Below are 22,315 nucleotides of genomic sequence, written 5' to 3'. Positions count from 1 at the left end.
CGCCGCGTCGCTCTTCTCGTCGCCCGGTGCGCCGTTCGTCCCGATCCGGCTGCATCAGCGCCTCCCGAGGAACGACAGGGCCACTCCGCCGGCCAGGGCCAGGGCCGCGCCGCCGGCCCACTTCCACATGGCCGGCAGGTCGCGGGTGGTGACGACCGGGTCCGGCGGCAGGCCGTACACCTCCGGCTCGTCGAGCAGCAGGAAGAAGGCACCGGCACCGCCGACGCCGTCGTTCTCGTCCTCGCCGTACAGGCGGGCCTCCGTCACGCCCTCCTCGTGCAGCGCGTCCAGCCGGGCCCTGGCGCGCTCGCGCAGTTCGTCGAGCGGGCCGTACTGGATGGAGTCGGTCGGGCACGCCTTGGCGCAGGCGGGTTCGAGGCCGTCGCCGATCCGGTCGTAGCAGAGCGTGCACTTCCACGCCCGCCCGTCGTCCTCGCGGCGGTCGATGACGCCGTACGGGCAGGCGGACACGCAGTAGGCGCAGCCGTTGCAGACGTCGGACTGGACGACGACGGTGGCGAACTCGGTGCGGATGAGCGCGCCCGTGGGGCAGACGTCGAGGCAGGCGGCATGCGTGCAGTGCTTGCACACGTCAGAGGCCATGAGCCAGCGGGTGTCGCCCCCGTCGCCGACCTGACGCGGCCGGGTCTGCTCGACGAACGCGACGTGCCGCCAGGTGCTGGCGCCGAGCGCGCCGGTGTTGTCGTAGGACATGCCGGTCAGCGCGAACCCGTCGTCGGGGACGGCGTTCCACTCCTTGCAGGCGACCTCGCAGGCCTTACAGCCGATGCACACCGAGGTGTCGGTGAAGAACCCGCGGCGCTCGGGCGCGCCGGTGTAGCCGGCGTCCTCCGCGACATCCGGGAGGGGGCCGTACAGGCTGTTGCTCATTCCGTTCAGTCCTCCGGGATCCCGGCCATGCGGCGGTAGCGTCGCACGAGGGCGCGCAGGGCCGGCCCCTGCGGGCGGCGTCCGGGTCGGATGTCGCAGGTCGCCGCCTTGCTCTCCTGAATGTGGGTGTTGGCGTCCAGCACGATCGGCAGCAGGTCGTTGGCGGAGTCGCCGCGGACGGCGCCGGCCGAACCCCAGTGGTACGGCAGCCCGATCTGGTGGATGACCCGGCCCTGGATCCGCAGCGGCCGGACCCGGTCGGTGACGAGGACGCGCGCCTCGATGGCGGTGCGCGCGGAGATGATGGTCGCCCAGTCACCGTGGACCAGGCCCCGCTCGGCGGCCAGCTCCGGCGACACCTCGCAGAACATCTCCGGCTGCAGCTCCGACAGGTACGGCAGGAAGCGGCTCATGCCGCCCGCCGTGTGGTGCTCGGTCAGCCGGTAGGTCGTGAAGACGTACGGGTAGACGTCGCTGTCGACCGGTTCGTACCGGTTGCCGGGCCGGTCGTAGGTCTGCCGGACGGGGTTGCCCTGCTGCTTGTACAGCAGGTTCTCCACCGGGGACTCGTGCGGCTCGTAATGGGCCGGCAGCGGCCCGTCGACCAGGCCGCGCGGCACGAACAGCCAGCCCTTACCGTCGGTCTGCATGATGAACGGATCGGTCCCGGCGAGCGCGGCCTCGGCCTTCGCGTCCGGCGGCGGCTCGTACGACGGCGGCTTGGTCTTCTCGAAGTCGGGGACGTCGTGGCCGGTCCACTGCTCGCCGTCCCACCAGACGTACGCCTTGCGCTCGCTCCAGGGGCGGCCCTGCGGGTCGGCGGAGGCGCGGTTGTAGAGGATGCGGCGGTTCGACGGCCAGGCCCAGCCCCACTCGGGCGCCACCCAGGACTGCTCCGATCCCGGCTTGCGCCGGGCCGTCTGGTTCACGCCGTCGGTGTAGCAGCCGGAGTAGATCCAGCAGCCGCAGGACGTCGAACCGTCGTCCTTCAGCGCGGTGAACCCGGACAGGATGTTCCCGTCGGCGTCGTAGCCGTTGATCTCACGCAGCACCGCCTCCGCGGACGGGTCGTGGTGCGGCCCCTCCTCCGGGTAGTCCCACGTCAGGTCGAGGACCGGCCGGTCGACGGGGTCGGCGGAGCCCTCCAGTCGCTCCCGGATCCGCAGGCCCAGCCGGTAGATGAACCACAGGTCGCTGCGGGCGTCGTCCGGCGGGTCGATCGCCTTGTGGTGCCACTGCAGCAGCCGCTGGGTGTTGGTGAACGTCCCGTCCTTCTCCACATGGGAGGCGGCGGGCAGGAAGAACACCTCGGTGCCGATCCCCTCGGGGGTCAGCTCACCGGTCTCGATCTCCGGGGAGTTCTTCCAGAACGTCGCGCTCTCGATGAGCTGCAGGTCGCGTACGACGAGCCAGTCGAGCGCGGCCAGCCCGAGGCGCTGCAGCCGGCCGGCCGCCGAGCCCACCGCCGGGTTCTCCCCCAGCAGGAAGTAGCCCTTGACCTTGCCCTCGATCTGGTCGAGGACCGTGTGGTACGTGCCGTGGTCCCCGGTGAGGCGCGGCAGGTAGTCGAAGCAGAAGTCGTTCTCGGCGGTCGCCGCGTCGCCCCACCACGCCTTGAGGAGGCTGACCATGTAGGACCGCTTGCGCCCCCAGAAGCCGGTGTCCCCGGCGGCGCGTTCGAGGTAGGTGTCGAGGTCCTCATGGTGGTGGGCGTACGGCATCGGCAGGTAACCGGGCAGCAGGTTGAACAGCGTCGGGATGTCCGTGGAGCCCTGGATGCTCGCGTGCCCGCGCAGGGCGAGGATGCCGCCGCCGGGCCGCCCGATGTTGCCGAGCAGCAGCTGCAGGATCGAGGCGGTGCGGATGTACTGCGCGCCGACGGTGTGCTGGGTCCAGCCCACGCTGTAGACCCAGGCGGTGGTGCGGTCGCGCCCGGAGTTCGCCACGATCGCGTCGGCGAGCTCGGCGAAGTCGTCCGGCGCGATGCCGCAGATCTGCTCGACCATCTCCGGTGTGTAGCGCGCGAAGTGCCGCTTCAGCACCTGGTAGACGCAGCGCGGGTGCCGCAGCGTCTCGTCGCGCTCGTCCGCGTGGCCGGTCTGCGACGAGGTCGCCTCGTAGGTGGCGCCGGGGCCGTGCTCCTGCGTGATGCGGCCCGACGGTCCGCCCGGACCGTCGCCCTGACTCGTGCCGCCGTCCGGGTCGTCGCCCTTCTCCTGCTCGTCGCGCGCTCCGGCGGCCGGCGCCTCCTGCTCTCCCCCGGCGTACGCCCAGGTCTCCGGGTCGTACGAGGAGGTCTCGGCGTCGTAGCCGGAGAACAGGCCGCCGAGGTCCTCGGTGTCCTGGAAGTCCTCGCTCAGGATGACCGAGGCGTTGGTGTAGCGCAGGACGTACTCACGGAGGTCGTGCCCGCCGCTCAGCACATGGTTGATCAGCGCGCCGAGCAGGACGATGTCGCTGCCGGCGCGGATCGGCATGTGCCGGTGCGCCACCGCGCTCGTGCGGGTGAACCGCGGGTCGATGTGGAAGATCCGCGCCCCGCGCGCCTTCGCCTCCATCACCCACTGGAACCCGACCGGATGGCACTCGGCCATGTTCGAACCCTGGATGACGATGCAGTCGGAGTTCGCGAGGTCCTGCTGGAACGTCGTCGCGCCGCCACGACCGAAGCTGGTCCCCAGACCGGGGACGGTGGCGGAGTGTCAAATACGCGCCTGGTTCTCGATCTGGATCGCGCCGAGGGCGGTCCAGAGCTTCTTGATGAGGTAGTTCTCCTCGTTGTCGAGGGTGGCGCCGCCGAGGCTCGCGAAGCCGATGGTGCGGCGCACGGGCTTGTCCTCGAAGGTGTCCTGCCAGCCCTCGCGACGGGCCGCGATGACCCGGTCGGCGATCATGTCCATCGCCTCGTCGAGGTCCAGCGGCTCCCACTCGGTGGCGTACGGCCGGCGGTAGAGGACCTTGGTCTGCCGGGTCGGCGAGGTGACGAGCTGCTTGCTGGCCGAGCCCTTGGGGCAGAGCCTGCCGCGGGAGATCGGCGAGCCCGGGTCGCCCTCGATCTGGACGACCTTCTCGTCTTTGACGTAGACCTTCTGCCCGCAGCCGACCGCGCAGTAGGGGCAGATCGAGTCGACGACCCGGTCGGCCTGCTCGGTGCGCGCCCGCAGGGCGTCCGTACGCGAGGAACGGGCGGCCCGGCCGCGCCCCAGCGGGTCGGTGCCGGTCAGCTGCCGGAACACCGGCCAGGACTCGATGCCCACGTCTGCCGCCCCCTCCCGGATCGCGCTCGCCGTCGACCACTTCCCCTTTCCCGGCTCTTTATAGCACCGTGCACCGCACTTTTCCCGGAAGCCCCGGCGGGCCTACGTCGGCGTTTCCCGGGTACGGTCGGATCATGGGCCGAGTGACCGTGCGACGCCGGATCGCGCACATCGACGAAGGAGGACGCCGGGCGAGGCCGGACACGCTCGTCGTCGAGGAACCCCTCGAGATCCGGCTGGGAGGGCACCCGCTGTCGGTCACCATGCGGACGCCGGGGAACGACTTCGACCTGGTCACCGGTTTCCTGTACGCCGAGGGCGTCATCCGGGCGCCGGAGGACGTCGCCGCGATGCGCTACTGCGCCGACACGGACACGTTCAACGTCGTCGACGTCGCGCTCGCGGCCGAGGTGGCCCCGCCCGAGGTCTCGGTGGAGCGTTCCTTCTACACGACGAGCGCGTGCGGGGTGTGCGGCAAGACCAGCATCGACGCGCTCCGGCAACGGGCGCGCCATGACATCCGGTCGGACACGACCGTCCTCGACCCGGACGTCCTGGCCGCCCTGCCGGACGCGCTGCGAGAGGCGCAGCGGGTCTTCGAGCGGACCGGCGGCCTGCACGCGGCCGGGCTGTTCGACGCGAGCGGCACGCTGGTGGTGCTGCGCGAGGACGTCGGACGGCACAACGCGGTCGACAAGGTGGTCGGCTGGGCGCTGAAGGACGGGCGGCTCCCGCTCGCCGGGCACGTGCTCCTGGTCAGCGGCCGCGCGTCGTTCGAGCTCACGCAGAAGGCCATGCTCGCGGGCATCCCGGCGCTCGCGGCCGTGTCCGCGCCGTCCTCGCTCGCGGCCGAACTCGCCGAGGAGGCCGGCATGACCCTCGTCGGCTTCCTGCGCGGGCACTCGATGAACGTCTACACGGGGGCCGAGCGGATCAAGGACTGACCGCGGTCCTACGGTGGGCGCCATGTCCGACGACACGCGAACCCGCAGGATCCACGGCGACGGCGTCGACCTGGCGGTGTACGAGCGCGGCTCCGGGCCGACGGTGCTGCTGGTGCACGGCTACCCGGACACGCACGCCGTGTGGGACGCGGTCGCCGCACGGCTGGCGGACCGCTTCCACGTGGTGGCGTACGACGTGCGGGGTGCGGGCGCGTCCTCGCGCCCGGCGCGGCGGGAGGCGTACGGGTTCGAGCACCTGACGGCCGACCTGGGCGCCGTGCTCGACGCCGTCTCCCCCGGCGCGCCCGCGCACCTGGTCGGCCACGACTGGGGGTCGATCCAGTCCTGGGAGGCCGTGCGGGAGACGCCCGGCCGGTTCGCCTCCTTCACGTCCATCTCGGGGCCCTGCCTGGACCACGCCGCGTACTGGTTCCGCACGCGCCCGCGGCGGCTGTCCGGCGTCCCTCCCGTCGCGCGGCAGCTGCTGCGATCCTGGTACCTCGCGGCCTTCCAGGTACCGGTCGTGCCGGAACTGGTCTGGAGGCGCGGGCTGGCCGGCCGGTGGGGCCGCCTCCTGGAACGCGCCGAGGGCGTGCCGCGCGGCGGCGGGCACCCCGCGCCCACCCTCCTCCAGGACGCCGTGGCCGGGCTGAACCTCTATCGGGCGAACATGCTCGGCCGGAGCCGCACCGCCCGCCGGGCCGGCGTGTCCCCGCGGGTGACCGTGCCGACGCAGGTGATCGTGCCGACCGGTGACGTGTACGCGACCCCGGCGCTGGCGGCCGAGGCGCCACGGCCGTTCACCGAGCGGCTGCGCGTACGGCCCGTCGCAACGTCCCACTGGGGGCTCCTCACCCGGCCGGAGGAGTTCGCCGGGCTCATCGCGGAGCACATCGACCAGTCGTCCGCGCCCGACGCGACGCGTTAGGGCCTGTCTCAAAGCCCGCGCCACGCAGGAGGACGGCGGGGCTTCGAGACAGGCCCTAGACGAAGGCGGGCCGGGGACGCGGCGCGCCGACCGCCTCGCGGGAGGCCGCGGCGAGCCGGGAGACGGCGTCCCGCAGCGTCTCCGGCGGGAGCACGTAGGGCACGCGGAGGTGGTCGTCCAGGACGCCGTCCACGCCGAAGGCCGTGCCGGGCACGACGTGCAGGCCGTACCGGCCCGCGGTGGCCGCGAGCGCGGTGCTCGACGTCCCCGGCAGCCGGACCCACAGTGACAGCCCGCCCGGCGGGACGGTGAACGTCCAGTCGGGACACTCGCCGCGCAGGGCCTCGGCGAGGACCGCGCGACGCTCCCGCAGCATCGCGCGCCGCTCGTCGGCGACCGCGTCCATGCGGCGGAGAAGCCGGGCGGCGATGAGCTGTTCGAACACCGGGCTGGCCAGGTCGACCGCCTCGCGGGCCTCGGCCAGCCTGCGGACCAGGGCCTGCGTCGCCCGGACCCAGCCGATGCGCAGACCGCCCCACAGCACCTTGGACGCCGACCCGATGCTGATCACGCGTCCGTCGGTGTCGTGGGCGGCCAGCGGACGCGGCCGCGCGACGTCGTCCAGGGCGAGTTCGGCGAAGGTCTCGTCGCCGATGACGTACGTGCCGGTGGCGCGCGCGGCGGCGACCAGCGCGGCGCGGACCTCGTCGTCCATCAGCAGCCCGGTGGGGTTCTGGAAGTCGGGGATGAGGTACGCCAGGCGGGCGGCGGACTGGCGCAGGCCGCTCGTGATGAGCTCGGCGTCCCAGCCGGCGTTGACGCCCGTGGGCACCAGGCGCGCCCCGGCCCGGCGCAGCGCGTCGAGGGCGTGCGGGTACGTCGGCGACTCGACGAGGACGGGGTCTCCCGGACTGACGAACGCCTGGAGGACGAGGCACAGTCCGTGCTGCGCCCCGGTCGTGATGAGGATCTGCTCCGGCAGCGTCGGGACGCCGCGCGCGGTGTAACGCGCGGCGACGGCCTCGCGCAGCGCCGGCAGGCCGAGCGGCTCGTAGCCGGGTCCGCAGGCGTACGGCGAAAGCTCCGCCACGGCGGCGGCGGCGTCGTCCTCGAAGCCCCGGGGAGCCGGCGGCGCGACGCGGGCCAGGTCGATCAGCGAGCGGTCCTCGGCGAGGCCGTGACGGGCCGCCTTCGCGCTGCCGGCGGGCAGCGCCGTCCAGCTGCCCGCGCCCTGGCGGCTCTCGACGTACCCCTCGGCGCGCAGGGCGTCGTACGCGGTGGTCACCGTCGTCCGGCTCACGCCCAGCGCAGCCGCGAGGTCCCGCTCGGCGGGCAGCCGCGTGCGCAGCGGGAGGCGGCCGTCGAGGACGAGGCCCCGCACGTCCCGGGCCAGCACCGCGTACAGCGGGCGGCCCTCGGGCGTGCCGCCGAGCAGCCGGGCGAGACCCGTGGCATTGATGGTCCGGGAAGTCATATGGCCACTTTTCCGGATTGGCCCTTAAAGAGCAAGCCACTTCCGTGAGTGAATCGGCGGCAGACCGGGGCCCGGCGCCACTTCCAGCGCCCGGCCTGGACAGATGTGAGCGGAGGAGACCGTTGATCGCCCGCCGATTGGCCCAGCTGTACGTTGGATTGGCCCTCTACGGGCTTGGGATCGCCCTGCAAGTGGCCTCGCGGCTCGGCAACGACCCGTGGGACACCCTTCACCAGGGGCTCGCCCGCCATACCGGTCTGTCGATCGGCACCTGGATCATCATCGCGGCCGTCGCCGTGATGGCCCTGTGGATCCCGCTCCGTCAGCGGCCCGGCGTCGGCACGATCAGCAACGCGCTCCTCGTCGGCGCGTTCGCCGACTTCTTCCTCTGGGCGCTCCCCGACCCCCGGGCGGTCGCCGTGCGGTGGGGCTACCTCGTCGCGGCGGTCCTCGTCGCCGGGTTCGCGACCGGGTGCTACATCGGGGCCGGGCTGGGGCCGGGACCCCGCGACGGCCTGACCACCGGCCTGGCGGCCCGCGGCCACTCGATCCGCGTCGTCCGCACCGGCATCGAGCTGACGGTGCTCGCCGCGGGCTGGCTGCTGGGCGGCACCGTGGGCATCGGCACGCTCATCTACGCGGTCACGATCGGCCCGCTCACGCACGTCTTCATCCCGATGCTGGAGATCAAGGCCGCGCCCCGTACGAAGACGCGCGGGCATCCGGAGGACGACGCCCTCCCGGCCGCGCCGGTGCCCGCCGAATGCGGCGACGCCGCCTAGGCTCTAGGCTCCCGCCGTTCCCGCTCCGGCGGGCCCCGTGCCCGTCGGCCCGGTACCGGTCGGCCCGGTGCCGTTGTCGAGCCGCCGGCCGACCTTTTCGGCGGTCCGGCGCGCCGCCGACAGCGGCGTCGCGACGTCCTCCAGCGACGCACGCTCGGCCCGGACGCCGTAGACCGCCTCCACCACTCCGGCGACGAGCATGATCCCCGCCGCGATCAGGTAGGCGATGAAGAGCCGGCCGGGGTCCGGGTGGTCCTTGTCGCCGATCAGCGCGCCGAAGATGGTCGGGCCGAGGGCGCCGAACACCTGGGCGATCGCGAAGAAGAGCGCGATCGCCTGGGCGCGGAGCTCCAGGGGGAAGATCTCGCTCACGGTCAGGTAGCCGGAACTCGCCGCCGCCGAGGCGACGAAGAAGATCACCGACCACAGGATCGTCTGGGTCAGGGCGGACAGCTCGCCCAGCTTGAACAGGTAGCCGCTGACCGCGAGCAGCGTGCCGGAGAACAGGTACGTCCCGGCGATCATGCGCTTGCGGCCGATCGTGTCGAACAACGGCCCCAGCACCAGCGGCCCGAGCAGGTTCCCGGCCGCGAAGGCGAAGAAGTACTTCGGCACGTCGTGATCGGCCACCCCGTAGAAGTGGCTGAGCACCAGGCCGTACGTGAAGAAGATCGCGTTGTAGAGGAACGACTGGCTGATCATCAGCGTGGCGCCGAGCAGCGACCGCGACGGGTACTCGCGGAAGAGCGTGCGCCCGACGGTCAGGAACGACACGGACTCGTGCGGGTGGACGTCGAGGTACCGGCTCTCGTCGACGGGTGGCAGCCGGTGGCCGGTCGCCTCCACCTCGCGCTCGATCTGCGCGACCGTCTCCTCCGCCTCGTCGGCGCGCCCGTGCATGAGCTGCCATCGAGGGCTCTCCGGCAGCGTCCTGCGCAGCGTCCAGATCCCCACGCCGATCACCGGGCCGATGAAGAAGCCGATCCGCCAGCCGAGGTTCTGGGGCAGCAGGTGCGGGTTCAGCAGGACGTACTCGCCCAGGGACGCGAGGATCGCGCCGAACCAGTACGTGCCGCTGACGGCCAGGTCCACCCGCCCCCGGTACCGCGCGGGGATCAGCTCGTCGATCGCCGAGTGGATCGCGGCGTACTCCCCGCCGATGCCCATGCCGGCGATGAACCGGAACAGCAGGAAGATCCCGTAGTTGAACGACAGGGCGGTGAGGGCGTTCGCCGCCAGGTACAGCCCGAGCGTGGCGATGAACAGCTTGCGGCGGCCGAGCCGGTCGGACAGCCGGCCGAACACCAGCGCGCCGACGACCTCGCCGAGCAGGTAGACCGTCGCGGCGAACCCGACGGCGCGGGAGCTCAGCCCCAGCGTGCCGTGGTGCTGCAGGACCGGCCCCACGATGCTGGCGATCTGGATCTCCAGCCCGTCCAGCACCCAGGCGACGCCGAGCGCGACGATCATCCGCGTGTGGAACCGCGACCAGGGCAGCCGGTCGATCCGGGCGGGTACCAGGCTGCGGACGACGTCCGGCGGAGACGCCGGGCCACCGGTCTCGTGCATGTCATCTCCTTGGTCCTCGCACCGCCGCGAGGGACAGGGGAGACGTAACCGACCGATCAGGCGATAAACAACGATGTGGTACCGGCCTTAAGCGGTGCGCCCGGCTCGTGCCACGCTACGGTACGACGGGGATCCGACACATGAGGGGGCGATGTTGCCCGGACGCATCGAGGATTACGCGCTCATCGGCGACCTGTTCAGCTGCGCGCTCGTCGGGCTGGACGGCTCCATCGACTGGCTGTGCCTGCCCCGCTTCGACTCCCCCGCCTGCTTCGCCGGGCTGCTCGGGACGCCCGACAACGGCCGCTGGCAGATCGCCCCGGTCTCCGGCGGACGGGCGACCCGGCGCCGCTACCGCGGCGACACGATGATCCTGGAGACCGAGTGGGACACCCCGGACGGCACCGTCCGGGTCATCGACTTCATGCCCGAGCGCGGCGAGGCCGCCGACGTCGTCCGCATCATCGAGGGCGTGTCCGGCCGGGTGCCCATGCGCCTCGACCTGCGGCTCCGGTTCGACTACGGCCGGGTCGTCCCCTGGATGCGCCGCATCGGCGACCACCTCACCGCCACCGCCGGGCCAGACTCGGTGTGGCTGCGCAGCCCGATCGAACTGGAGGGCCGCGACTTCGCGCACCGGGCGACGTTCGTGGTCTGCGAGGGCGACTCGCTGCCGTTCGTCTGCACCTGGCACCCCTCCCACCTGCCCGCGCCCCGTGACGTCGACCCGTACGAGGCCCTCGACGGCACGGACCGCTTCTGGACGGGCTGGGCCCGCCAGTGCACCTACGACGGCCGGTACCGCGACGCGGTCGTCCGCTCGCTGGCGACGCTCAAGGCCCTGACGTACGAGCCCACCGGCGGCATCATCGCCGCCGCGACCACCTCGCTGCCTGAGGACGTCGGCGGCGTGCGCAACTGGGACTACCGCTTCTGCTGGCTGCGCGACGCGACGATGACCCTGGAGGCCCTGCTGCGCAGCGGCTACCGCGACGAGGCCAAGGCCTGGCGGGCCTGGCTGATGCGCGCCGTGGCCGGCACCCCCGAGGACCTGCAGATCATGTACGGCGTCGCGGGCGAACGCCGGCTGGAGGAGTACGAGCTGCCGTGGCTGCCGGGGTACGAGGACTCCCGGCCGGTCCGCGTCGGCAACTCCGCGTCCAAGCAGTTGCAGCTCGACGTCTTCGGCGAGGTCGCCGACTCGCTGTACCTCGCGCTGAACACCGGCATCCAGCCCGAGCGGCACGCCTGGTCGCTGCAGCGCGCGCTGACGGAGTTCCTCGAGGACCACTGGAGCGACCCGGACGAGGGGCTGTGGGAGGTCCGCGGCCCCCGGCGGCACTTCGTGCACTCGAAGGTCATGACGTGGGTGGCGGTCGACCGCGCCGTACGGATGATCGAGCGGTTCGACCGGCAGGGCCCGCTCGACAAGTGGCGGGCCCTGCGCGACGAGATCCACCGCGAGGTGTGCGCCAAGGGGTTCGACTCCGACCGGGGGACGTTCACCCAGTCGTACGGGTCCAAGGAGCTCGACGCCGCCCTGCTGCTCATCCCCCGCGTCGGCTTCCTGCCCCCCGACGACCCGCGCGTCGTCGGCACGGTCGAGGCGATCCAGCGGGAGCTCACCGTGGACGGCTTCGTCCAGCGGTACGAGACCGGAGAGCAGGACCAGGGGGTCGACGGGCTGCCGGGCCGTGAGGGGGCGTTCCTCGCCTGCAGCTTCTGGCTCGCCGGCGCGCTGCGGCAGATCGGCCGGGTCGACGAGGCCCGCGAGCTGTTCGAGCGGCTGCTCGACCTGCGCAACGACGTCGGCCTGCTGGCCGAGGAGTACGACCCGCGGCTGCGCCGTCAGGTCGGCAACTTCCCGCAGGCGTTCAGCCACGTGCCCCTCGTCCTCACCGCCTACGACCTGGACGGTCACGACGGCGTCCGCCGCGCCCGCGCGGCCTCCTGACCCGCTCCGGGGCCGGTCCCGGATCCTCGTGGAGCGGCCTGGGTTCTGGCTGCCGACCGACGACGCGGCGAGGCGCCGCCTGGGTACCGCGCGCAGTAGGACAGCGTGGGACAGGACCTAGTGGAGCCGGCGGGGCGGGCTCGACGGCCCGGTGCCGTACGGCTTGATGCTCTGCTCGAGGCGTTTCAACATCGCCATCAGGGTCTGTTGCTCGGTGAGCATCGATCGAGTCGCCATGAGGAGGCGTGTCATGTCGTGGGCGTCGAGTGCCGCGGCACAGTCGCCCGCGCTCCCGCGCACCTGGGCGAGCACCGACGCCCACGTGCGTTGCAGCGCGATGTCGGGGACCGGGAAATAGCGGTCCGGCGGATACGTGTCGGCCTGCACTGCCGCGCAGGCCGCCTTCAAACTTCCGTCGGTGATTCCGCCGCCGTGAGCCTCCGAGAACACCTGGTCGTACGTCTGGAAATCGCGCAGGAGGCGGTTCGTCATCGAGCCGCCGCCGTACCGTAGCCAGGCGATGAGCTGCCAGGCATGGATCTTCGGGCTGGAGGGCGGTTCGGGTGCCGCCAGAGGCACGGTCACCGCCTGCGCGGCGGCGCCCTTACCTGCCGGTGCCGGCACGGCCAGTGCCGTACCCGCCGCGACGGCCGCCAGAGCGAGGGCGATCCCGGTCAGGCGCAGCCAGGGACGACGACCGTCTCCCCCCTCCCGCGCCCCGCTGGCGGCTGGGTCTTCGCGGCCCGGCCGCCACGCGCCGGCGAGCAGACGAACAACCGCGCCGAGGAGGCCGGCGCCGGCGATCCCCAGCGTCACGGCGAAGTACGCGACGAAATGCGGGATCTCCCGCACGGACCAGAGGGGCCGCCAGCCGACGCAGGTTGTCGACGTGACGTTCAGCGGACCGAGGCAGCCGTCGAGCGAGGCCAGGACGAACTGTCCGGCGACGCCGAGCAGGGCGGAGAAACCCGCGCCGGCCAGCACGGTGGGCAGGGTCCAGCGCAGCGCGGACAGCCCGGTCAGCGCGGTCCCGGCGACCGCGGTCAGCGTCATGAGCCCCAGGTAAACGTAGAAATACTGACCGAACCGCTGCGCCATCGGGGGCATCCACGTGTGCAACTGGGCCCGTGCCGCCGCCGTCAGTACCAAGGTCAGTAGAGCCCCGCTCACCGCGACGACCGCAACGACGCGGGTGCGGGGCCGGTCGGCGCCCCGCAGGCGGGCGAACAGCGACCAGCTCCACAGCGCGGCCGACGCGGCGGTGAGCGACCACCGATCCGCGAACCAGTACAGCCCCTGCATGGCGTCAAGGACGGCCGGCCATCGGTAGGGTCCGGTGGCGGCCGGAGGCGGTGCGATGCGATCGATCAGGGTACGGAGCTGCCCGTGCGTCACCATGTTCCCGGTCGCGAGGAGGAGCCCGGGTGCCTGCCACCAGGCCAGCCAGGCCGCGAGCACCGTGGCCATGAGGGCCAGTCCCAGCCAGATGACGAGGTTGTCCGAGAACCGGCGGCCGCCGGACCGCAGCCACAGCGCGGCGCATTCCGCCGTCCAGGCCAGCGTCACGAGGCCGATGGCCAGGACGATGAGAAGCGCGAGCGGATGGCGGGGAAGGAGGTGGGTCCCGGCGGTCCGTGACAGCATCGACTCCCCGGCCACCATGCCGACGCCGAGCCAGAAACCCGCGATCGCCCCCTGCCTGCGGGGGGTGGCGGTACCGTGCCGTCCCGCGTACCAGGCGGCACGCCAGACCGCCCGGCCGGCGATCAGCGTCATCAGGGCGGTGCCCACCGCCGGTGCGGCCCGCCGGACGGCGTGGCCGGGGATGTGGAATGTTCCGGTCAGATCCGGTAGGAGCCCGGCGACCAGCATCGCCGCCGCGCCGGTGAGGAACAGTGGCAGGGCCGCGACTCCGTAGAGCGGCGCCGGGTCGGTCAGCCATCGCCGCCGCTCGGCCCAGTGAGGATGCGGGCTCAGGAGCCGGCCCAGCCGGCGCACCACTCCGGCCTTTACGGGCGTCCAGGCCCGTGGGTCGGCGCCCCACCCGGCCGCGGTCCGGTCCGCGTACGCCTCACGAACCCGCAGCACGTCGGCACGTGCCAGGATCACCAGGACGAGCAGGAAGGCCGCCAGAGTGAGGTCCCGGGCGGTCGCCGGGCGCGTGCCGGCCGCGAAGGGATTCTCGCTGTCCACCCCCTCGACCAGGAGTTTCGCCTCATACACGGCGAAGGGCAACAGGACCGTGGCCGCGAACACCCGCCACAGGGCGACCGTCGCATACGTCACCGGAACGTCCCCGTTGCGCAGGTGCGCGAGCTCGTGGAGCACCACGGCGCGGAAGAGTTCCGGTTCGGCGGCGCGCCGGACGATCAGCCCGCCGCTCAGCCGGACGGTGTACCGGCCGCGGCGACCGAAGACGACCGCGCCCACCCGGGAGGCGGCGGGATCGAGGACGAAGCGCGGCGCGTGCTCCAAGCCCGCGATCCGTACGAGGTCCCGCAGCTCCGCGTCGGCCTCGAACGGCACGACCCTCCCGCGGCGTCCCTTCCAGGCGGGCAGGAAGAGGTACAGCAGCCAGGCGAGGATCGCGACACCGGCGACGATGGATGCCGACCACCACCACGGGGCGGGGACGACGTAGTGATGAGTGCAGTCGGCTAATGCCCGCGGGTAACGCATCATGGCCAGCTCGTTGTCGAGATGGCCGGCGCCCGGGTCCGCCCCGGCCGCGAGCAGGCAGCCGAGCCCCTCGTCGACGTGCCCGCTGCTCCGATCCTGTGGCAGCCAGCCCTCCGTCACCATGTATCCCGTGGAGACGGCCATGACGGCGATGAGCAGGACGAAACGGGCGGTGGTGCCCGGCGCGGGCTCTCGGTCAGCCGGCCGCATCGTCGATCGCCGGGGTGTCCCCATCGGCCTCACCGGCCGTCAGCACCAGATGGGCCACAAGGCTGTCGGCGAGAGCCTCGGCCTGCCGGGCCTCGACGCCGCGGGCGGGCGCCAGCTCCAGCACGCGGCGGCGCACCAGCTCCAGCTGCGCCCGCGACAGCGGGGGGATGGTCCGTGGCGGCCGCTTCCGCCGCCACCGGCCGGACAGCCGTTTGCCCACCTGCCCGGTGATCTTGCGGATCAGTTCGTCGAGGACGATCCACAGCACCGGCGTGACGGTGACGACGAGCTCGCCGAGGCCGAATCCGAGGGGTTCGCGGCGCCGGCCGGGGTGGCTCAGCCGCCGGACGATCGTGTCGTCGTCGAACGCCTCCAGCGCCTCGGCGACCGGCAGCTCCTGCGGCGCGACCTCCGTTACGACCTCACGGACCACGTCACGGACTCGGACCGCCATGCCCCGGACCTCCCGTCGATCGAACGCCTCAGCAGGATACGTAACCGCGCGCCGTAGAGAGCCTGATTCGCGGTGGATCGTGCCAGGAAGGTGGCCAGGTTACGGGAGGCTGTCGAGGAAGCGCATGAAGTCGGCGGGCAGCACCAGGCGGCCGCCGATCGTGCGGGTCTCCAGGAGGGTGAGCCTGCCGTCCCGGCTCCAGAACAGCTCCGGGGTGAGGGACCCGGGCCCCTCGTCGTAGGCGTTCCTGGCGAAGGCGAGCAGGCGCTCGGCCGTGATCAGCGCGGTGTTCTTGCGGATGGCGCAGGCGGCGATCGCGCTCCGGGTGGGGGCGACGGCCAGCGCGCCGTACGGCCCGGGGTCGAGGTAGGCGTCCAGCCAGAGCAGGTGCGTCGCGGCGTAGAACGTCTGCCCCTCCAGAACGCGGATGCCGGTGTCGTCGATGACGTCGCACTCCAGCGGGCCGTCGGCGCGCACGCCCTCGCGGCCGACGGCGAACAGCTCGTCGGCCGTCACCGGCCACGTCACGGCGTCGTCGGTGACGATGGTGCGCACGGTCGTGGGGGTGTCGGCGACGATCGCCTCGATGAGCCCCGGCGCGAACGGCCGGCAGATGAGGCGGCCCGTGCGGGCCTCGGCCGGATAGACGCGGGCCCGCAGCAGCCCGCGCACCAGCGGGAAGTCGCGCAGGTCGAGCGGCTCCTCGATCGCCGTGATGATGGTGCCGACATGGTCGGCGACCAGGGCCGGCCAGTCGTCGCGCGGCACCTGCCGGGCCAGCTGGCGCAGGTTGCGCATGCCGATGTGGAGACGTTGCGGGCCGTCGAGGAGCATCGCGTCGTTCTGGACGGGTCGGCAGCCGTACCCGTGGCTCTCGGCCACCAGCACGACGAGCGAGTCGAGGGCCCGGTCGTCACCTCCGGCCGGGGCGGGCCGGTGGTCGCGGCGTTCATACGTCGTCATGGTGTCTCCCCCGCGAAGGCGCCCGGAGGTCCGGACCGCCGGCCCCGGGCGTCCGGCACGCCCGGATGAAGTACGAGCGCGTCCGCGTCGAGCATGACGGAGGCACCCAGCCGGATGGTGAGCTGCCGGGGGCCGTGCCCGACGGGCACGCCCGCGAGGATCGGCACGCCGAGCGGGCCGAGACGGTCGGCGAACACCGCGTCGAGGTCGCCGCAGCCGGTCCAGGTGCCGAGCACGATCCCGGCGACACCGTCGAACCAGCCCGCCTGGCGGAGCTGGGTGAGCATGCGGTCGACGCGGTAGGGCGCCTCGCCGACGTCCTCGAGAAAGGCGATGCGGCCGGTGGCGGGCTCCGGTGCGTACGGCGTGGCGAGCAAGGAGGTCAGGAGGGCGAGGTTCCCGCCCGTCAGGGTGCCCGTCGCGCGGCCCGCGCGCAGCGCGTGCGTGCCGGCGACCGGGGCGCCCCGGTCGAAGAGGGCGGCCCGCAGGTGGTCGAGCGCCTCCGGCTCCGCGTCGGCGATGAGGGAGGCGACCATCGGCCCGAACGAGGTCGCCACCCCGAGGCGCCGCCCGAACGCGACGTGCAGGGCGGTGATGTCGCTGGACCCGTGCAGGAGCTTCGGTGCCGCGCGGCCGAGCGCGGCCCAGTCGAGGTGGTCGAGGACCCGCGCGGCGCCGTATCCGCCGCGCGCGCAGAAGACGGCCGCGATCTCCGGGTCGCACCAGGCCGCCTGCAGGTCGGCCGCGCGGTCGGCGTCGGTGCCGGCGAGGTGCGGCAGACCGGGGGCGACGTCGAGCACGTGCCGCCCGAACGTCACCTCGAGGCCCAGGCTCCGCAGCACCGCGGCACCGCGCTCGAGGCGGTCGGAGTCGACCGGGCCACTGGGGGCGACGACGGCGACTCGATCCCCGGCGTGCAGCGACGATGGCTGACCGCCCCCGGGGTCGCGCATCCGCCCCTCCTTGTTATGTGCTGCGTCAGAGCATGGCACCAACAACCCCCGCAGCGGAAGAGGTGAGGTGTCGCGCGACCGAGCCTGTGGTGTCAGCGCACCCCTGACACGATGCGGTCAGCAACGTCCCCGATCGGCTCGCGGATCACGCGGCAATGCGATCATACGGTGTTCGCCGTCCCTTAACGATCCGGAGCCCGCCGGTCACTCCTCGCCCGTCCCGTCCGGATTCCGGCGGCCGGGCGCATCACCGGCCAGGCGATCCACATCAACGGGGGCGCGTTTCCGGGCCGCTGACCTGCCCGATCGGGCCGTGAACCGATGCTGCATCATCGGGGGATGCGATTCTCAGGACGTTCGGTGGTGGTGACCGGCGGCGGTGCCGGGATCGGGCGGGCGATCGCCCTGCGGTTCGGAGCGGAGGGTGCGCGGGTCCTCATCGCCGACCTGGACGCCGCCGGCGCCGAGCGCACGGCCGGTGAGATCCCCGGCGCCCGTTCGGTCGCCGTCGACGTGACCGATCGCGCGAGCGTCCGGGCGGCGCTGGCGGACCTGCCCGTCGACGTCCTGGTCAACAACGCCGGGGGCGCGACCGACGCCGCGTTCGAAGAGCTGCCCGAGGACCTCTGGGACCGCGACGTCGACCTGTGCCTGAAGGGAACGTTCCTGTGCACCCAGGCGGTCCTGCCGGCGATGCTGCGGCGGGGCGGCGGCGTCATCGTCAACGTGGCCTCGGTGAACGGCCTCACCCATCTCGGGAACGAGGCGTACAGCGCGGCCAAGGCGGGTGTCCTCAGCCTCACCCGCGGCGTCGCGGTGCGGTACGGCCCGGGCGGGATCCGCTGCAACGCGGTCGCGCCGGGCACGGTCCGCACGAGCGCGTGGGACGAGCGCGAGCGCCAGAGTCCCGGCGTCCTGGACCGCGTCGCCGGCTGGTATCCGCTGCGGCGCGTCGGCACTCCGGACGACATCGCCGCCGCCGTGCTCTTCCTCGCCTCCGACGAGGCCGCGTGGATCAGCGGCGCGACGCTGCCCGTCGACGGCGGGCTGCTGGCCGGCAACCAGCGCATGACCGACGACATCATGGGCGACTGAGCCGTCCCATGGGCCGGCCCGGCCCGGTGCGGGGGTGGTCGCGCCGATGCCCGGTCACGGCGGGAGGAATCGCCGTCTCACCGGCCCCGGCGGGGTCCCGTGCCCGGCGGCGTTCCACAATCGGAGAAGGGGCCCGCACGCGGGCGGCGGGCGGCCGCGCGGCCCCCCGCCGCGGAGGGGCCTCCGAGCGGGGGGACGTCATGGAAGACCCGATCCGGCCGCCGACCCGGCGGGACGCGAGGGAAGACCCGCCGCAGGGGAACGCGGCGGAAGACCCGGCCCGGCCGCTCACGCGGCGGGACGCGATCCGCGCCGGTCTGACCGTCACGGCGCTCGCGCCGGTGCCCGCGGCCGTCCTGGGCTCGACGGCCGGCCTGTCACCGGAGCAGCAGGCCGGGCAGCGCGTGATCTTCTCCTACTCCGGAACGGCCGTCCCGGACGCGCTGCTGGCGCAGATCGAGGCCGGGACCACGGCGGGCGTCATCTTCTTCGCCGACAACGTCTCCGGCCTCGACCAGATCGCCTCGGTGGCCCGGCGGCTGCAGGCCGCGCGGAAGGCGGGAACGGATCCGCTGCTGCTGATGACCGACCAGGAGGGCGGCCGCGTACGGCGGCTGCCGGGCGGTCCGGTCAGGTCGCAGAAGGAGATCGGCCAGGCGTCCGATCCCGTCACGGCGGCGGCCCGCTCCGGTACCGAGGCCGGGCGGCTGCTCGCGGGCGTCGGGATGAACGTCAACCTCGCGCCGGTCCTCGACGTCCATCGGGCGGAAGGCGACTTCGCCGACCGGCTGGGGCGCTCGTACAGCACGGATCCGGCGGTGTGCGGCCGGCTGGGCGCCGCGTTCGTCACGGCCCAGCAGCGGGCCGGGGTCGCGGCGACCGTGAAGCACTTTCCCGGGCTGGGCGCGGCCGGCGCCGAGGAGAACACCGACCTGCGCCCCGTCACGCTGAGCGTCCCGCGATCGACTCTGCGGAGCGTCGACGAGGCGCCGTACGCCCCGGCGATCACGGCCGGGGTCCGGCTCGTGATGCCGTCCTGGGCCGTCTATCCGGCGCTGGATCCGAAGCGGCCCGCGGGCCTGTCCCCCGTGGTCCTCGAGGAGCTCCGCGGCCGGATCGGCTTCCGTGGCGTCACCGTGAGCGACGCGATCAACGCGGGCGGCCTGGAGGGGTTCGGCACGTACGCGGAGCGGGCGGTCGCGGCGGCGCGGGCCGGGATGGACCTCATCCTCGTCTGCTCTCAGCGGGTCGGCGACGGGCAGGCGGTGGTCTCCGGTCTCGCCGGCGCCCTGCGGGCCGGGCGACTGGACCGGCGCGGCTCCGACGCCGCGCGGGCACGGGTCGCGAACCTGCGCCGCGGCTCCGCCTGAATCTTCGTGTTTCGGACAGGCTACTGCGGCAAAATCCGGGTTCCTGGCACTACCATCCGATGTGTCCGTCAACCGGTCGTGGGCACGGCCGACGCATCCGGAGAGAGGCCCCATGAGTGGCGATCAGGGCGATGGCGACCTGACCGGGGTGGCAGACTGATGGGACCCATGCGCACGACGTCCCCCCACATCCTGGTGGTCAACGGCACCAAGGTCCGCCGCCCGGTGTTCGTCCTGGGCGCGCCCCACTCGGGAACCGACCTCCTCGCCCGTGCTCTCAGACGCTCCACCGGATTCCACGTCACGCTGGGGCGCCCCGGCGTCGTCCGGACGGTGTACGCCTTCGCCCGGCGGCCCTCGATCGCCACGGAACGCGGGCAGGGCGCGGCGCGGGTGCTGCGCGACGCGTACGCGCACACCTGGCAGGTCACGCGGGAGGGCTGCGGCGAGTGCCCGGCGGACTGCCGCGAGCTGGGCCGGATCGGCGCCGACGGCACGTGCGCGGACCCGCGCGGCGTCCAGCGCTTCGCCGACGCCACCCCGGACCTGATCTACAGCACGGACGTGATCCTCGACGCCTTCCCCGACGCGCAGCTCATCCAGATCATCCGGGACGGCCGGGACGTCGTCGCCGGGATGCTCACGGACGAGCGTTGCCTGGCGTGGTTCCGGCCCGGGTTCGCCAATCTCGACGAGGTCTTCCCCAATCCGTTCTTCGGGGTCGAGGACGTCACCGAACGCGCCCGCTGGCCCCAGGCCGGGGTCGCGGTGAAGTGCGCGCTGCGCTGGCGGGGGTCGATCCGGCTCAGCGCCCGGCTGCGCGCGCAGACGCCCGAGGAGCAGCTGTTCACCATCCGGTACGAGGAGCTCGTCGCCCGGCCCCGCGAGGTCGTCTCGGCGCTGTCCGACTACCTCGGCCAGCGGGTCGCCCGCACCGCGCTGTACGGCATCCACGACGGAGGCGTCGGCCGGTGGCAGGAGGAGCTGACGCCCAAACAGGTGACCCAGGTGGAGAAGATCGCCGGGGCGGAGCTCGGCCGTCTCGGCTACCGGCTCAGCGACCGGGTATAGCCCGCGGGCTCCCGCGTTCGGCATAGCGCCAGCCGATCGCCAGTCCGGCCGCACCGCACCCGACCAGGAGTGCCGTGATCCGCCGCATCCCGCGCCTGTTCTTCACCATCGCGCTCACTCCGCAGTGACGATCCGCCGCTCGCCTCATGCTGTCCCGAGCGCGCGACGGCGGCGTTGCGATGAGAATGCGCTCAGGTGAAACCCCGTGGGCGGCCCACGGCGTACGGCCGGAACGGACGAGGTGCCCGCGGGCCCGGGGCCGCCGGGCGGCGGCCCCGAACGCCGGACGCGGATCTCAGTCCTCGTTGTCCCCGTCGTCCCCGTCGTCCCGGCCGGACCCGCTGAAGACCGACTCGTGCGTACGGTCGATGTCGTCGCCGGACCCGTCCACGCAGCGCACCGTGACGCCGTGGCCGGGCCCGTGGCTCGTGGCGCATCCGTTCGGCTGCCGCACCGGTGGCCGTCGTCGCCCTCCCGCCGGCTCCGGTACGGGGGTGGCCCCCGCACGGAACGCCGAGAGCCACGGCCGCCGGTGCCGGACCTCACGGAACAGCCGGTGATGGGCCAACCCGGCCCGGGCGGTGTGGTGATGGGAGATGTCCACGTCCCGGTTCACCGGTTCGATCCTCTGACGGCAGCCGGTCGCCGCCAGCGCGGCTCCTAAGAGCGCGCCCGCCATGACGATCGAAAATCTCATCTGGCCCCCCGATCCACGTCCCGCTCAGGGACTGAAGTAGTGCTGCATCCGGGTGATCCGGCCCCGGCCGTCGAACCACAGCTCGAACATGTGCGACCTGTCCAGCAGCGGATGGAGTCGCGTCTGCAGCTTGATGAGCAGGGTGCGGAACTCCTCCGGGGTGAGCCGGATCCCGCGTACCCAGTCGGTGACGCCGTCGTTGGCGATCGGGGCGGACGCCCGGATCACCACCCCGGACGCCAGCCGCAGCGGCACGTAGCGCCCCACGTCCGCCGGGTGCACCGTCTCCGGTCCCCCGGGCTGGACCTTGCGGGCCGGCGCGAACAGCACGGTCTCCGCCGTCGGGCCGGCCATGACGAGTCCGAAGACGCGGGAGCGGTCGGCGTACGCCGCCCCCGGCGCGGTGGTGTCCGGGCCCGCCGACGGGACCCCCGGGCCGGGCGGGTCGGTCCGCTCATCGGTACGCGCGCCGGTCAGCAGCAGCGTCCCGGCGCAGGCGACCAGCGCGACGGACGTCACCCAGCGTGCCCGTCTGGTATACGCAGCGCTCACGCTCGGGATCTACCCTGGTCTCCACCAGGTCATTCCTCTGTACTGACCGGGCAATGGCGAGTCACCACATATGACGGAAAGCCCATTGCGTCCGATTCACCCGTCATGACGGCATGGGACGCCGCAGATCACGCCCGGTCGGGGTTCTGCTCACCGCCGGCGTTCTCGGGATCCCGCCTGCGGACGTGGGAGGCGGGGCGTTCGAGTTCTTCGGCGACGAGCCGGCCGACCTCCCGGAACAGCTCGCTGCTCGGCCAGATCTCACGCGGTGGGGGGATATGGGTACGGGCTCGGTCACCCGGCATCGCCATCGACCGTTCCCTTCGTTGTCGCGGACGGATGATGAGTCCGTCTACCCGCGAACGGCCGATGTACGCGGGGCCGTCCGCTTCCCGGTGGTCGGCGCGGCCCCCCCCCCCCGGCCGCCCCCCCGAACAGCACCGCCGAGTCCACCGGGGCGCGGGCGTCCCGG

At 73.0% G+C, this 22,315-nt stretch carries 18 protein-coding genes; 7 read left to right on the top strand and 11 right to left on the bottom strand.

Going from position 1 to position 22,315, the window contains the following annotated elements; all coding sequences use genetic code 11:
• Window positions 1-54: 54 nt before the first annotated feature.
• Both NDW01_RS38530 and fdh read right to left on the bottom strand, forming a co-directional pair.
• Entirely contained in the window at window positions 55-891 is an 837-nt protein-coding gene (locus NDW01_RS38530; RefSeq protein WP_252829378.1) for a 4Fe-4S dicluster domain-containing protein, read from the bottom strand.
• A 5-nt stretch (window positions 892-896) separates the two neighbouring features.
• Complete coding sequence (gene fdh / locus NDW01_RS38525) at window positions 897-4,169, bottom strand: formate dehydrogenase (RefSeq protein ID WP_406567801.1); 3,273 nt, start codon at window positions 4,167-4,169, stop codon at window positions 897-899.
• A 113-nt stretch (window positions 4,170-4,282) separates the two neighbouring features.
• Between fdh and fdhD the strand changes: the two genes are divergently transcribed.
• A complete protein-coding gene (fdhD, locus tag NDW01_RS38520; protein ID WP_252829374.1) occupies window positions 4,283-5,092 on the top strand; it encodes a formate dehydrogenase accessory sulfurtransferase FdhD in 810 nt (269 codons plus the stop codon).
• Window positions 5,093-5,114: 22 nt separating this feature from the next.
• A complete protein-coding gene (locus tag NDW01_RS38515) occupies window positions 5,115-6,020 on the top strand; it encodes an alpha/beta fold hydrolase (protein ID WP_252829372.1) in 906 nt (301 codons plus the stop codon).
• 55 nt (window positions 6,021-6,075) lie between these two features.
• Here the strand turns inward: NDW01_RS38515 and yczR are convergent, their stop codons facing one another.
• A complete protein-coding gene (gene yczR / locus NDW01_RS38510; RefSeq protein WP_252829370.1) occupies window positions 6,076-7,494 on the bottom strand; it encodes a MocR-like transcription factor YczR in 1,419 nt (472 codons plus the stop codon).
• Between the two features lie 122 nt (window positions 7,495-7,616).
• Here yczR and yczE point away from each other — a divergent pair, with 122 nt between their 5' ends.
• Window positions 7,617-8,276 carry a membrane protein YczE gene (yczE, locus tag NDW01_RS38505; protein ID WP_308211866.1) on the top strand — a complete coding sequence of 220 codons (660 nt, stop codon included), beginning with the start codon at window positions 7,617-7,619 and terminating at the stop codon, window positions 8,274-8,276.
• A 3-nt stretch (window positions 8,277-8,279) separates the two neighbouring features.
• On the opposite strand, the gene NDW01_RS38500 is transcribed toward yczE, so the two are convergent.
• Complete coding sequence (locus tag NDW01_RS38500) at window positions 8,280-9,845, bottom strand: MFS transporter (RefSeq protein ID WP_252829368.1); 1,566 nt, start codon at window positions 9,843-9,845, stop codon at window positions 8,280-8,282.
• Window positions 9,846-9,996: 151 nt separating this feature from the next.
• Between NDW01_RS38500 and NDW01_RS38495 the strand changes: the two genes are divergently transcribed.
• Window positions 9,997-11,799 (top strand): glycoside hydrolase family 15 protein, encoded by a 1,803-nt coding sequence (locus tag NDW01_RS38495; protein WP_252829367.1) that lies wholly within the window; start codon window positions 9,997-9,999, stop codon window positions 11,797-11,799.
• Window positions 11,800-11,916: 117 nt separating this feature from the next.
• On the opposite strand, the gene NDW01_RS38490 is transcribed toward NDW01_RS38495, so the two are convergent.
• The 4 genes from NDW01_RS38490 to NDW01_RS38475 all read right to left on the bottom strand — a co-directional run bounded on the left by NDW01_RS38490 (window position 11,917) and on the right by NDW01_RS38475 (window position 17,058).
• The gene (locus NDW01_RS38490) at window positions 11,917-14,688 is read right to left on the bottom strand and encodes a M48 family metalloprotease (protein WP_252829365.1); all 2,772 of its coding nucleotides are present in this window, start codon (window positions 14,686-14,688) and stop codon (window positions 11,917-11,919) included.
• Window positions 14,675-15,142: a hypothetical protein gene (locus NDW01_RS38485; RefSeq protein WP_252829363.1), complete on the bottom strand. Its 468-nt coding sequence runs from the start codon at window positions 15,140-15,142 to the stop codon at window positions 14,675-14,677. Before NDW01_RS38485 ends, NDW01_RS38490 begins: the two co-directional genes overlap by 14 nt.
• A 99-nt stretch (window positions 15,143-15,241) precedes the next feature.
• Window positions 15,242-16,105: a hypothetical protein gene (locus NDW01_RS38480; RefSeq protein WP_252785925.1), complete on the bottom strand. Its 864-nt coding sequence runs from the start codon at window positions 16,103-16,105 to the stop codon at window positions 15,242-15,244.
• Entirely contained in the window at window positions 16,102-17,058 is a 957-nt protein-coding gene (locus NDW01_RS38475) for a S66 peptidase family protein (protein ID WP_252829362.1), read from the bottom strand. The genes NDW01_RS38480 and NDW01_RS38475 overlap by 4 nt, the downstream gene beginning before the upstream one ends.
• A gap of 339 nt (window positions 17,059-17,397) precedes the next feature.
• Here NDW01_RS38475 and NDW01_RS38470 point away from each other — a divergent pair, with 339 nt between their 5' ends.
• The 3 genes from NDW01_RS38470 to NDW01_RS38460 all read left to right on the top strand — a co-directional run bounded on the left by NDW01_RS38470 (window position 17,398) and on the right by NDW01_RS38460 (window position 20,594).
• Complete coding sequence (locus NDW01_RS38470; protein WP_252829360.1) at window positions 17,398-18,153, top strand: glucose 1-dehydrogenase; 756 nt, start codon at window positions 17,398-17,400, stop codon at window positions 18,151-18,153.
• A 200-nt stretch (window positions 18,154-18,353) separates the two neighbouring features.
• Window positions 18,354-19,523 (top strand): glycoside hydrolase family 3 N-terminal domain-containing protein, encoded by a 1,170-nt coding sequence (locus NDW01_RS38465; RefSeq protein WP_252829358.1) that lies wholly within the window; start codon window positions 18,354-18,356, stop codon window positions 19,521-19,523.
• Between the two features lie 168 nt (window positions 19,524-19,691).
• Window positions 19,692-20,594 (top strand): sulfotransferase family protein, encoded by a 903-nt coding sequence (locus tag NDW01_RS38460; RefSeq protein WP_252785929.1) that lies wholly within the window; start codon window positions 19,692-19,694, stop codon window positions 20,592-20,594.
• 295 nt (window positions 20,595-20,889) lie between these two features.
• Here NDW01_RS38460 and NDW01_RS38455 read toward each other — a convergent pair whose 3' ends face one another.
• The 3 genes from NDW01_RS38455 to NDW01_RS38445 form a co-directional block, all read right to left on the bottom strand.
• Window positions 20,890-21,291: a hypothetical protein gene (locus NDW01_RS38455; protein ID WP_252829357.1), complete on the bottom strand. Its 402-nt coding sequence runs from the start codon at window positions 21,289-21,291 to the stop codon at window positions 20,890-20,892.
• A 24-nt stretch (window positions 21,292-21,315) separates the two neighbouring features.
• Window positions 21,316-21,843: a hypothetical protein gene (locus NDW01_RS38450; RefSeq protein ID WP_252829355.1), complete on the bottom strand. Its 528-nt coding sequence runs from the start codon at window positions 21,841-21,843 to the stop codon at window positions 21,316-21,318.
• 128 nt (window positions 21,844-21,971) lie between these two features.
• Window positions 21,972-22,148, bottom strand: coding sequence for a hypothetical protein (locus NDW01_RS38445; protein ID WP_252829353.1), 177 nt, complete (start codon window positions 22,146-22,148; stop codon window positions 21,972-21,974).
• Window positions 22,149-22,315 lie beyond the last annotated feature (167 nt).

The organism is Actinoallomurus soli, from assembly GCF_024055715.1.
GTDB classification, from domain to species: domain Bacteria; phylum Actinomycetota; class Actinomycetes; order Streptosporangiales; family Streptosporangiaceae; genus Actinoallomurus; species Actinoallomurus soli.
This window is presented reverse-complemented; position numbering and strand designations above follow the sequence as displayed.

What these genes read in the sequence shown, in the direction of transcription:
- NDW01_RS38480 (WP_252785925.1), bottom strand. Translation starts at nt 16,105, where the DNA reads ATGACGACGTATGAACGCCGCGACCACCGGCCCGCCCCGGCCGGAGGT.
- NDW01_RS38530 (WP_252829378.1), bottom strand. Translation starts at nt 891, where the DNA reads ATGAGCAACAGCCTGTACGGCCCCCTCCCGGATGTCGCGGAGGACGCC.
- NDW01_RS38475 (WP_252829362.1), bottom strand. Translation starts at nt 17,058, where the DNA reads ATGCGCGACCCCGGGGGCGGTCAGCCATCGTCGCTGCACGCCGGGGAT.
- NDW01_RS38460 (WP_252785929.1), top strand. Translation starts at nt 19,692, where the DNA reads ATGCGCACGACGTCCCCCCACATCCTGGTGGTCAACGGCACCAAGGTC.
- NDW01_RS38495 (WP_252829367.1), top strand. Translation starts at nt 9,997, where the DNA reads ATGTTGCCCGGACGCATCGAGGATTACGCGCTCATCGGCGACCTGTTC.
- fdhD (WP_252829374.1), top strand. Translation starts at nt 4,283, where the DNA reads ATGGGCCGAGTGACCGTGCGACGCCGGATCGCGCACATCGACGAAGGA.
- NDW01_RS38515 (WP_252829372.1), top strand. Translation starts at nt 5,115, where the DNA reads ATGTCCGACGACACGCGAACCCGCAGGATCCACGGCGACGGCGTCGAC.
- NDW01_RS38500 (WP_252829368.1), bottom strand. Translation starts at nt 9,845, where the DNA reads ATGCACGAGACCGGTGGCCCGGCGTCTCCGCCGGACGTCGTCCGCAGC.
- yczR (WP_252829370.1), bottom strand. Translation starts at nt 7,494, where the DNA reads ATGACTTCCCGGACCATCAATGCCACGGGTCTCGCCCGGCTGCTCGGC.
- NDW01_RS38455 (WP_252829357.1), bottom strand. Translation starts at nt 21,291, where the DNA reads ATGAGATTTTCGATCGTCATGGCGGGCGCGCTCTTAGGAGCCGCGCTG.
- NDW01_RS38465 (WP_252829358.1), top strand. Translation starts at nt 18,354, where the DNA reads ATGGAAGACCCGATCCGGCCGCCGACCCGGCGGGACGCGAGGGAAGAC.
- NDW01_RS38490 (WP_252829365.1), bottom strand. Translation starts at nt 14,688, where the DNA reads ATGCGGCCGGCTGACCGAGAGCCCGCGCCGGGCACCACCGCCCGTTTC.
- NDW01_RS38445 (WP_252829353.1), bottom strand. Translation starts at nt 22,148, where the DNA reads ATGCCGGGTGACCGAGCCCGTACCCATATCCCCCCACCGCGTGAGATC.
- NDW01_RS38485 (WP_252829363.1), bottom strand. Translation starts at nt 15,142, where the DNA reads ATGGCGGTCCGAGTCCGTGACGTGGTCCGTGAGGTCGTAACGGAGGTC.
- NDW01_RS38470 (WP_252829360.1), top strand. Translation starts at nt 17,398, where the DNA reads ATGCGATTCTCAGGACGTTCGGTGGTGGTGACCGGCGGCGGTGCCGGG.